Here is a 10,591-nt window from a genome sequence, read left to right as displayed (position 1 = left end):
GAAACTGGCAAATCGCCCGCCGGAGATCACATCGTGACAATCAGCTGCGATGTTACCGATCAGTCAGCTTCCAGCAAATATTCATCAAACAACCATTTGGGACTATTGTCCTGAATATCATGGCTAAAACGGCCCTATATAACAAACCGAAGCGCCGGTACCCGACGAACGGGCACCGACGCTCCGGTGAAATGTATTCAGTTGATCGTGCAGCGAGGCTGCTTGTCAGACCGTGAAGCCGAGTGCGCGCAGTTGCTCGCGTCCGTCTTCGGTGATCTTGTCCGGTCCCCACGGCGGCAACCACACCCAGTTGATCTTCATGTCGGTACACAGATCGCTACGCACAAGTGCGCCGCGCGCCTGGTCCTCGATCACGTCGGTCAACGGGCACGCCGCCGACGTCAAAGTCATGTCGATCGTGACGACACCGTCGTCTTCGAAGAGTCCGTAGACCAAGCCGAGATCGACGACGTTGATTCCCAGTTCGGGGTCGACGACGTCGCGCATCGCTTCTTCGAGTTCGTCGAGTCGCTCAGGCGACGGGACAGTGCCACTGCCCTGTGCGCCACCGAATTCCGCAGTGGAATCGGGATTCGGATTCACCGGAGCGCCGACCTCGGCGTCCTGCACTGGTTGTGTCTCGGTCATGATCCCTGTCCTTCAGTCGTGTCGACCAATTCACTGCTGCTGTCCGCCGTCGTCACAGCACTGCCGTCGACAATCTGGACTACAGCATCCTTGAATGCCATCCATCCGAGCAAGGCGCACTTCACGCGTGCCGGATACTTCGAGACACCGACGAACGCGATGCCGTCGCCGAGAACGTCCTCGTCCCCCTCGACGGTGCCCCGACTGCTCACCATCTCGTTGAACGCCGTCACCGTCTTCAGTGCGTCGGTGACCTGCATCCCGATGACGAGGTCGTTCAGCACCGACGTCGACGCCTGGCTGATCGAACAACCCTGACCGTCGTACGAGACGTCGGAGACCGTTCCGTCCTCGGAGATCTGGACGCGCAACGTCACCTCGTCGCCACACGTCGGGTTGACGTGGTGCACCTCGGCGCCGAACGGCTCACGGAGTCCGCGGCCGTGCGGATGTTTGTAGTGATCGAGGATCACTTCCTGATACATCTGCTCCATGCGCATGATTCAGTTCAACTCCCCTGCGACACCGAAAAATTCCTGCGCACGCTTGATCGCTGCAACGAGAACATCGATTTCCGAGGTGGTGTTGTAGAGCGCAAACGACGCACGGGCCGTCGCAGCGACCCCGAACTTACGATGCAGCGGCCACGCGCAATGGTGTCCGACGCGGATCGCGACGCCCTCGTCGTCGAGGATCTGGCCGAGGTCGTGGGCGTGAATACCGTCCACGACAAAGGAAATCGCTCCGCCGCGGTTCTCGGACGTCTGTGGTCCGATGATGCGCAGACCTTCGATCGCCGACAACTTTTCGAGAGCAGCCTCCACCAACACGTGCTCGTGCGCGGCGACGGCGTCCATCCCGAAGGTGTTCAGGTAATCCACGGCAGCGCCCAATCCGACCACCTGTGAGGTCATCGGGACGCCGGCTTCGAAACGCTGAGGCGGCGGCGCGTAGGTGCTGACCTCCATGGTGACCGTCTCGATCATCGATCCGCCGGTGATGAACGGAGGCATCGCTGCCAGCAGTTCACGACGGCCGTAGAGAACTCCGACCCCCGAAGGGCCGAGCATCTTGTGGCCCGAGAACGCCGCGTAGTCCACTCCCAGTTCGTGGAAGTCGACGGCCATGTGAGGCACCGACTGGCACGCGTCGAGCACGACGAGTGCCCCGACGGCGCGTGCTCGTCGCACCAATTCCTCGACGGGCGCGATCGCGCCGGTCACGTTGGACTGGTGGGTGAACGAAACGACCTTCACCGCGTCTGTCAGCTCCAGCGAATCGAGATCGATCCGGCCGTCGTCGGTCACGCCGTACCACTTGAGCGTCGCACCGGTTCGGCGCGCAAGTTCCTGCCAGGGAACGAGGTTGGCGTGGTGTTCGAGTTCGGTGATGACGATTTCGTCGCCAGGACCGACATGGCGGTCGAAGCGATCGTCACCGAGAACGTAGGTCACCAGATTGAGAGCCTCGGTGGCGTTCTTGGTGAACACCAACTCGTCCGAATCCGCGCCCACGAAAGAAGCGATGGTGGCGCGAGCATTCTCGAACGCGTCCGTCGCCTCTTCTGCGAGCTGATGAGCACCCCGGTGTACTGCCGCGTTACACGTGGTCAGGAAGTCCCGTTCGGCATCGAGAACCTGGACCGGACGCTGCGAGGTAGCGCCGGAATCCAAGTACACCAAAGGTTTTCCGTCGCGCACGGTTCGCGCCAGGATCGGGAAGTCGGCCCGAACCGCTGTGACGTCGAGCTCGCGCACCGAGGTGGTCATCGTGATTACGCTCCCTGGGTAGCTGCGGTGTCCGCGGTGAAACGAACGTAGCCGTTGGTCTCGAGCTCGTCGGCCAGCTCCGGTCCACCGGACTCGACGATGCGGCCACCGACGAACACGTGAACGAAGTCGGGGTTGATGTAGCGCAGAATGCGCGTGTAGTGCGTGATCAGCAGAACGCCGCCGTTCTCGCGCTCCTTGTAGCGGTTGACGCCTTCGGAGACGGTGCGCAGAGCGTCGACGTCGAGGCCGGAGTCGGTCTCGTCGAGGATCGCGATCTTCGGCTTGAGCATGCCCAACTGCAGGATCTCGTGGCGCTTCTTCTCGCCACCGGAGAAGCCTTCGTTGACCGAGCGCTCGATGAACGAGGGATCGATCTCGAGCTCGCTGAGGGCTTCCTTGACTTCCTTGACCCAGTGGCGCAGCTTGGGAGCCTCGCCTCGCACGGCCGTAGCGGCGGTGCGCAGGAAGTTGGACATGGAAACGCCGGGAACCTCGACGGGGTACTGCATCGCCAGGAAGAGCCCGGCACGTGCACGCTCGTCGACGCTCATTGCGAGGACGTCTTCACCGTTGAGGGTGATGGAGCCGGACGTGACCTGGTACTTGGGGTGACCGGCGATAGCGTACGACAGAGTCGACTTGCCGGAGCCGTTGGGGCCCATGATCGCGTGGGTCTCCCCCGAGCGGACCGTCAGGTCGACGCCCTTGAGGATCTGGATGGGCTCGGCGTTGGCATCGGAGTTGGCGACCTCGACGTGCAGGTCACGAACCTCGAGGACCGAGGTGGTGGTGTTGTCACTGGTAGACATGAAATTCCTTCAAGATGAGGCGGGCGAGCGTAGCGACGGGGTGGTGTCGCAGGCGGGGCGGTCAGGAGCCGACGGCTGCGAGTTCGGCTTCGACTGCGGCTTCGAGGCGATCGCGCACCTCGGGAACAGCGATCTTGTTGATGATTTCGTGGAAGAACCCACGTACGACCAGACGACGAGCCTGATCCTCCGGGATACCACGAGCACGCAGGTAGAACAGCTGCTCGTCGTCGAAACGTCCCGTTGCACTTGCGTGGCCGGCACCGACGATCTCACCGGTCTCGATTTCGAGGTTCGGAACCGAGTCGGCGCGGGCGCCGTCGGTCAGCACCAGGTTGCGGTTGAGCTCGAACGTGTCGGTGCCCTCCGCTGCGGCGCGGATGAGAACGTCGCCGATCCACACGGTGTGCGCGTCGGGCTTGCCGGATCCGGGATCGCCCTGAAGCGCACCCTTGTAGACCACGTTGGACTTGCAGTTGGGCTGCGAATGATCGACCAGCAGACGCTGTTCCAGATGCTGGCCGGCGTCGGCGAAGTACAGGCCGAGCAGTTCGGCGTCGCCGCCCGGTCCGTCGTACTTGACGGTGGCGGACAGGCGAACCAGGTCGCCGCCCAGGCTGATCGAGGTGTATCGAAGCACTGCGTCGCGGTTCAGGCGAGCGTGGTGTGACGTCACGTGAACTGCGTCGTCCGCCCAGTCCTGGATGGCCACCACGGTCAGCTGCGAACTGTCACCGAGAACGAATTCGATGTTCTCCGCGAAGGTTCCGCTGCCGCGCTGGTCGATCACGAACGTCGCCTTGGCGAACTGTGCCAGGTGAATCTGGGTGTGTCCGTAGGCGACGTTGTCGACTCCGGGGCCGGTCATGGTGACCACGACTGGCTTCTCGACCTCGACCTCGGCGCCCACCGAGATGACCGTTGCAGTCTCGAAGCTCGAATACGCCTGCGCTGCAATGCGATCAGCGGGAACGCCGGCTTTGCCCAGACGCACGTCGTCACGGCCGACGGTCTCGACGGTGATGTCGCTTCCCCCGTCGACCTCGACGGTGACCTGTCCGTTGGCGACGGCGCTGCCGTCATGCAGTCCCCGGAGACGACGCAGCGGGGTGAACCGCCAGATCTCGTCACGTCCGCCGGGAACCTCGAATGCATTGACGTCGAACGAGGAGAACTGCTCGCCCTTGTTCGTGATAGGTGAGCCTGTGGCTGCACCCTTTACAGGAGCGGTCGGGTTCTCCCCGGCAACAGCTCCGATGACTCCGGTCTCTGGCGTGGTCACTAACCCACAGCCCCTTCCATCTGAAGTTCGATAAGGCGGTTGAGCTCGAGCGCGTACTCCATCGGGAGTTCCTTCGCGATGGGCTCGACGAATCCACGCACGATGGTGGCCATCGCCTCGTCCTCGGTCAGTCCGCGGCTCATCAGGTAGAAGAGCTGATCGTCACTGACCTTGGAGACGGTGGCCTCGTGACCCATGGTGACGTCGTCCTCGCGGATGTCGACGTACGGGTAGGTGTCGCTTCGGCTGATCTGGTCGACCAGCAGAGCGTCACACTTGACGGTCGACTTGGAGCCATGGGCACCCTTGTTGACCTGCACCAGACCGCGGTACGACGCACGTCCGCCACCACGGGCGACAGACTTGCTGATGATGGTCGAGGACGTGTGCGGCGCGAGGTGGAGCATCTTGGCGCCGGTGTCCTGGTGCTGGCCCTCGCCGGAGAACGCAACGGAGAGAACCTCACCGCGGGCGTACTCGCCCATCAGCCACACGGCCGGGTACTTCATGGTGACCTTGGAGCCGATGTTGCCGTCGACCCACTCCATGGATCCGCCTGCCTCGACCTTGGTGCGCTTGGTCACCAGGTTGTAGACGTTGTTGGACCAGTTCTGGATGGTCGTGTAGCGGCAGTGGCCGCCCTTCTTCACGATGATCTCGACGACGGCCGAGTGCAGTGAATCGGACTTGTAGATCGGCGCGGTGCAACCCTCGACGTAGTGCACGGAGGCATCTTCGTCGACGATGATCAGGGTGCGCTCGAACTGACCCATGTTCTCGGTGTTGATGCGGAAGTACGCCTGCAACGGGATGTCCACGTGGACTCCCGGCGGAACGTAGATGAACGAGCCACCGGACCACACGGCGGTGTTCAGCGCGGAGAACTTGTTGTCGCCGGCCGGGATGACCGATCCGAAGTACTCCTTGAACAGCTCCGGGTGCTGCTTGAGACCGGTGTCCGTGTCGAGGAAGATGACGCCCTGCTCCTCGAGGTCCTCACGGATCGAGTGGTAGACGACCTCGGACTCGTACTGAGCTGCGACGCCGGCAACGAGGCGCTGCTTCTCCGCCTCGGGGATGCCGAGCTTGTCGTACGTGTTCTTGATGTCCTCGGGCAGGTCTTCCCACGACTCGGCCTGCTTCTCGCTGGACCGGACGAAATACTTGATGTTGTCGAAGTGAATACCTTCGAGGTCGCTGCCCCAGTTCGGCATCGGCTTCTTGTCGAAGGTGCGCAGCGCCTTGAGGCGGATGTCGAGCATCCACTCGGGCTCGCTCTTCTTGGCGGAGATGTCCCGCACGACAGCCTCGGACAACCCGCGCTGCGCGCTGGCTCCGGCTTCGTCGGAATCGGACCAGCCGTAGCCGTAATGACCGAGGGACGCGATGGTCTCTTCCTGCGTGAGCGGCTCGGTGCCTGCTGCCGCAGTGGTAGTCGCCTGGTCTGATGTGACGGTCATGCGAGCTCCTTCCGGAGTCTTGTTTCTTGACGGCTGCTCGGGTTCAGCGAGGGCTGGTCGCTGTGGTCGAGCAGTTCTGACTTTGAAGAACTAGCTGAAAAATCTCTATTCGAACGCTGCACGGTGGCAACGCTCGGTAGAACACTGTGGTCCGGTCATCTACTCCCGGTGGACACGAGGGGCACGTGCGTCGTGCAGGCGCAGTCACCGTTGGCGATGGTCGCCAGACGCTGGACATGAGTCCCGAGCAATTGCCGGAATGCTTGCTGCTCTGCCTCGCACAGTTCCGGAAACTCTTCTGCCACATGGGAAACCGGGCAATGGTGTTGGCAGATCTGCACGCCGTTGCCGACCGGCCGGGTCGACGCTGCGAACCCCACCGCGTTGAAGGCTTCGGCGATTGCGTCCGCTGTCGCCTCGACGTTGTCGACATCTGTCGGATCAGCCGGTTCGACGTCTCCGACGATCGCCTGGACCCGACGCTTGGCGAACTCCTCGATTGCCGCGTCTCCGCCGATTTCACGGAGTTGCCGCATCGCGGCTCCCGCCAGATCGTCGTAGGTGTGGCCGAGGCGGCCGCGACCGGTCGCGGTGATCTGGAACTGCTTGGCGGGACGACCTCGTCCGCGCTGACGCAGCGACGACGCCGAAGCGGTACGGGCTTCGCCCGACTCGATCAACGCATCCAAGTGACGTCGGACACCTGCGGCACTCAAACCGAGGCGTGTGCCGATTTCGGAGGCGGTAATGGGGCCTTCTTCGAGTAGCAGCTTGACCACTGCCGCCCGCGTCTGACCTTCGACGCTCACCGTAACCGGATTTGCGGCAGCACTCGGCGAGGCCGCTACAGTGGGCTGACCTGCAACTTCCTTGCTTCGTGGGTCTGACGCATTTCTTTTCACAACACAAGTGTGACGGAATTCTTTTCGCAGGTCTACTAAGGGCAACCTGCATTACATTCGGGAATATCCGGACAACGTACGTTGTTTGTGCTTGTCTGTCCGGCTGGATGGAGCCGCTACGCTGCCTGGTGTGCCGCAGACCCCCGAGAAGACGACGACCGCGCGATCGGCGCGCGCGATCCTGCTGGAAAAACCCAAGGCACTCGCGCTTTCCACAATCGGCGTTCGACCTTTCGGATCCGCTCCCCGGCAGAGTATGGCCGCGGTGCTGCACGGCGACGAGGACGAGCGCCCGGGCCTGAACGCGAAGGAAACCGCGCAACTGCGAGGGATCCGCCGATTCGGCGCGACCGGCGCGGTCTTGATGGCAGTCGGAGCGCTCGGCGCCGGCGCACAACCCGTCCTGCAGAATCCGACCGCAGGACTTCGAGTCCTCAGCCTCCCCGGACGTATGCCGACGGTCTCACTCACCATGACGATGACCGGAACCGTGCTCGTCGTTCTCGCCTGGCTGATGATGGGCCGATTTGCAGTCGGGGACATACGCAGCCGTTCCGGCGCACCGCGGCGCATGACCCGTTCCCAGTTGGACCGCACACTCCTGCTGTGGATCCTGCCGCTCTCGGTCGCACCGCCGATGTTCAGCCGCGACGTCTACTCGTATCTGGCACAAAGCGAAATCGCGGCCCGTGGACTCGATCCGTACGCCATCGGCCCCAAGGCGGCACTGGGCGTCGACCACGTTCTGACCCGCACGGTTCCGACGATCTGGCGCGACACCCCGGCTCCGTACGGTCCGTTCTTCCTGTGGCTGGGACGCGGGATCAGCTCACTGACCGGCGACAACATCGTGGCCGGAATCTTCTTGCACCGCTTGCTCGCATTGGCCGGCGTCGCGCTCATCGTGTGGGCGATACCTCGACTGGCAAAGCGATGCGGTGTCTCTGCCGTCAGTTCGCTCTGGCTCGGTGCCGCGAACCCGCTGTTGCTCTTCCACTTGGTGGCCGGCATCCACAACGAAGCGCTCATGCTCGGGTTGATGCTCGCCGGAATCGAGATCGCCCTCCGCGCAGTCGAAGGGTCCGGGCCGATCCGTGGGCGAGCGCTGTTCTATCTCGTTGCGGGATCAGGTTTGATCGCGTTGTCGTCGACCGTCAAAATTCCGTCCTTGCTTGCCTTGGGATTTGTCGGCATGGCCTTGGCTCGGCGTTGGGGTGGAACCTGGAAAGCCCTGGCGGGAGCCGCGATTCTCCTGGGCATCGTTGCCGCTGTCGTCACGTTTGTCATCAGCGTGGCCAGTGGGCTCGGTATGGGTTGGATCAACACCCTCGACACCGCCACCGCAGTCCGGAGTTGGATGTCCATCCCGACGCTCCTGGGCGTCGGCACGGGATTGGCCGGTGTACTGCTCGGACTCGGCGATCACACGACGGCGATCCTCACGATCACGCGGCCCATCGCGACTCTCGTCGCCATGCTCGTCACCGCACGGATGATGATCTCGGTGTACATGGGCCGCATACACCCGGTCGGTGGGCTCGGCATCGCACTCGGAGCGATCGTTCTCCTGTTCCCCGTCGTTCAGCCGTGGTACCTGCTGTGGGCGATCCTTCCGCTGGCCGCGTGGGCCACCGCACCGATTTTCCGCATCCCTGCCGTCGTTTTCACCTCGATCGTCAGCGTCATGTTGATGTCCAACGGCGCCGAATACCTTCCGTTCATGATCGTGCAGGCCGTCATCGCGACCATCCTCACCGCCGGAACGCTCATCGTCTTCACCCGCAATTCACTCCCCTGGCGTAGCGACAAGCCAGTAGCGGAGATCACGAAAGGCGGACCGGTAGACGAAGACAACTCGGCGGGGGCTTACGCTGATTCCCCGTGACCTCGAGAGCCTCCAGATCGTCGACGCCGGCGGTACAGATCCAGGGTGTCGTCAAGTCCTTCGACGGTGTTCGAGCCGTCGACGGTATCGATCTCACTGTCGAGACGGCCCAGGTCGTTGCCCTGCTCGGCCCCAACGGTGCCGGTAAGACAACCACCGTCGAGATGTGCGAAGGGTTTGTCACCCCCGATGCCGGCACGGTTCGAGTGCTCGGTCTCGACCCCATCGCCGACTCCGGTGAAGTCCGCTCACGAATCGGCGTCATGCTGCAGGGCGGCGGCGCGTACCCCGGGTCCAAGGCCGGGGAAATGCTCGACCTCGTGGCCGCATACTCGGCCGACCCGCTCGATCCCGCCTGGCTCCTTTCCAGACTCGGCCTCACCGATGCGCGCAAGACCCCGTACCGCCGTCTCTCCGGAGGCCAGCAGCAACGACTGTCCCTGGCGTGCGCGCTGGTCGGCCGCCCCGAATTGGTATTTCTGGACGAACCCACCGCTGGACTCGACGCTCAGGCGCGCCTGCTCGTGTGGGAACTCATCGACGCTCTGCGACGCGACGGCGTGAGCGTCCTGCTCACCACACACCTCATGGACGAGGCCGAAGCACTCGCCGACGAACTGGTCATCATCGACCACGGCAAGATCGTCGCATCGGGAACGCCGGCCGAGGTCACCAGCAAGGGCGCCGAAGGACAACTCCGTCTGACGACGGTTCCCGGTTTGAGCCTCGATTCGCTGGCCGGTTCACTCGCCGGGTTCCGCATCGAGGAATCCAACCCAGGCACCTACGTCGTCGAAGGTGCAATCGATCCGGCAACCGTGGCAACAGTTGCGACGTGGTGTGCCGATCAGGACGTGCTGATCAACGACATTCGCGTCGATCAACGGAGTCTGGAAGACGTCTTCCTCGAATTGACGGGCCGGGAACTGAGGGGATGACGGAGATCAAGGTCATGAACGAAACAGCGTCGAACGGCCAGAGCAGTCCCATCAGCGTTGCCAGAGACCGACGGCTCGCCGAGAACCGCTTCGAGCCAGGCACCTTCTCGCCGGATCCCCGCCCCAATTCGGCGGCCAAGATGCTGGCGGCGCAGACCAAACTGGAGCTGACACTTCTGCTCCGCAACGGTGAGCAATTGCTGCTCACCATGTTCATCCCGATCACCCTGCTCATCGGACTGTGTCTACTTCCGATCGGCGATTTGGGCGATTCTCGGGTCGATACCGTGCTCCCTGGTGTCATGATGGTTGCCGTGATGTCGACGGCGTTCACCGGACAGGCCATCGCCGTCGGATTCGATCGCCGATACGGCGCGCTCAAACGACTCGGTGCAACGCCTCTACCGCGGTGGGGAATCATCGCAGGCAAGAGTGCTGCCGTCATCATCGTCGTGGCGCTGCAGTCGCTGTTGCTCGGCGCTATCGGTTTGGCGTTGGGGTGGCGTCCGTCGTTCGTCGAACTTGTGCTCGGCGCAGTGGTCATTGCCATCGGTACTGTCACATTTGCAGCGCTTGGCCTGCTGCTCGGCGGTACATTGCGAGCAGAAATCGTTCTCGCGCTCGCCAACGTCCTGTGGTTCATCATGGTGGGCATCGGCAGTGTGGTCTTCGCCAGCGGTGAACTCCCGACCGCTGTTCACACGCTGGTGCGCATTGTTCCGTCCGGCGCTCTCGCACACGCACTCGAAGCGGCCCTCGACACCTCGATGGACTGGTTCTCGATTCTCGTACTTCTCATCTGGGCCGCAGTGGCCGGAGTCTGCGCAGCAAGGTGGTTCAAGTTCACGTGAGTACACGACGGACAGCTCAGATCGTCGGCTGTGTGGCCGCAACA

10 protein-coding genes are annotated in these 10,591 nt (G+C 62.9%); 3 read left to right on the top strand and 7 right to left on the bottom strand.

Translation table 11 applies throughout. The features are described 5' to 3' along the window. Positions 1 to 225: 225 nt before the first annotated feature. The 7 genes from AC3WQS_RS20375 to AC3WQS_RS20345 form a co-directional block, all read right to left on the bottom strand. On the bottom strand, positions 226 to 648 hold the full coding sequence (locus AC3WQS_RS20375) for a metal-sulfur cluster assembly factor (RefSeq protein WP_003944963.1): 423 nt from the start codon (positions 646 to 648) through the stop codon (positions 226 to 228). Beyond that, positions 645 to 1,148, bottom strand: a complete 504-nt coding sequence (gene sufU, locus AC3WQS_RS20370) for a Fe-S cluster assembly sulfur transfer protein SufU (RefSeq protein ID WP_003944894.1) — start codon at positions 1,146 to 1,148, stop codon at positions 645 to 647. The genes AC3WQS_RS20375 and sufU overlap by 4 nt, the downstream gene beginning before the upstream one ends. A 3-nt stretch (positions 1,149 to 1,151) precedes the next feature. Next, positions 1,152 to 2,417 carry a cysteine desulfurase gene (locus AC3WQS_RS20365; protein WP_492712380.1) on the bottom strand — a complete coding sequence of 422 codons (1,266 nt, stop codon included), beginning with the start codon at positions 2,415 to 2,417 and terminating at the stop codon, positions 1,152 to 1,154. A 5-nt stretch (positions 2,418 to 2,422) separates the two neighbouring features. Then, entirely contained in the window at positions 2,423 to 3,229 is an 807-nt protein-coding gene (gene sufC, locus AC3WQS_RS20360) for a Fe-S cluster assembly ATPase SufC (protein ID WP_003944795.1), read from the bottom strand. Between the two features lie 61 nt (positions 3,230 to 3,290). Next, a complete protein-coding gene (sufD, locus tag AC3WQS_RS20355; protein ID WP_019748412.1) occupies positions 3,291 to 4,511 on the bottom strand; it encodes a Fe-S cluster assembly protein SufD in 1,221 nt (406 codons plus the stop codon). After that, positions 4,511 to 5,971 carry a Fe-S cluster assembly protein SufB gene (gene sufB, locus AC3WQS_RS20350; protein ID WP_003944799.1) on the bottom strand — a complete coding sequence of 487 codons (1,461 nt, stop codon included), beginning with the start codon at positions 5,969 to 5,971 and terminating at the stop codon, positions 4,511 to 4,513. The genes sufD and sufB overlap by 1 nt, the downstream gene beginning before the upstream one ends. A 155-nt stretch (positions 5,972 to 6,126) precedes the next feature. Beyond that, positions 6,127 to 6,873: a helix-turn-helix transcriptional regulator gene (locus AC3WQS_RS20345; RefSeq protein WP_269455348.1), complete on the bottom strand. Its 747-nt coding sequence runs from the start codon at positions 6,871 to 6,873 to the stop codon at positions 6,127 to 6,129. A 130-nt stretch (positions 6,874 to 7,003) separates the two neighbouring features. Here AC3WQS_RS20345 and mptB point away from each other — a divergent pair, with 130 nt between their 5' ends. Genes mptB through AC3WQS_RS20330 form a run of 3 tightly spaced genes read left to right on the top strand, consistent with a single transcriptional unit; the run spans position 7,004 to position 10,547 of the window. After that, entirely contained in the window at positions 7,004 to 8,758 is a 1,755-nt protein-coding gene (gene mptB / locus AC3WQS_RS20340; RefSeq protein ID WP_003944776.1) for a polyprenol phosphomannose-dependent alpha 1,6 mannosyltransferase MptB, read from the top strand. Continuing rightward, a complete protein-coding gene (locus AC3WQS_RS20335; RefSeq protein ID WP_070386033.1) occupies positions 8,755 to 9,696 on the top strand; it encodes an ABC transporter ATP-binding protein in 942 nt (313 codons plus the stop codon). Before mptB ends, AC3WQS_RS20335 begins: the two co-directional genes overlap by 4 nt. A 14-nt stretch (positions 9,697 to 9,710) precedes the next feature. Next, positions 9,711 to 10,547 (top strand): ABC transporter permease, encoded by an 837-nt coding sequence (locus tag AC3WQS_RS20330; protein ID WP_371735117.1) that lies wholly within the window; start codon positions 9,711 to 9,713, stop codon positions 10,545 to 10,547. The last annotated feature ends 44 nt before the right edge of the window (positions 10,548 to 10,591 follow it).

Source organism: Rhodococcus sp. FW305-130, from assembly GCF_058788335.1.
This window is presented reverse-complemented; position numbering and strand designations above follow the sequence as displayed.

Coding starts and splice junctions, on each gene's coding strand:
- AC3WQS_RS20365 (WP_492712380.1), bottom strand. CDS start 2,417: ATGACCACCTCGGTGCGCGAGCTCGACGTCACAGCGGTTCGGGCCGAC.
- sufU (WP_003944894.1), bottom strand. CDS start 1,148: ATGCGCATGGAGCAGATGTATCAGGAAGTGATCCTCGATCACTACAAA.
- AC3WQS_RS20375 (WP_003944963.1), bottom strand. CDS start 648: ATGACCGAGACACAACCAGTGCAGGACGCCGAGGTCGGCGCTCCGGTG.
- sufC (WP_003944795.1), bottom strand. CDS start 3,229: ATGTCTACCAGTGACAACACCACCACCTCGGTCCTCGAGGTTCGTGAC.
- AC3WQS_RS20330 (WP_371735117.1), top strand. CDS start 9,711: ATGAACGAAACAGCGTCGAACGGCCAGAGCAGTCCCATCAGCGTTGCC.
- sufB (WP_003944799.1), bottom strand. CDS start 5,971: ATGACCGTCACATCAGACCAGGCGACTACCACTGCGGCAGCAGGCACC.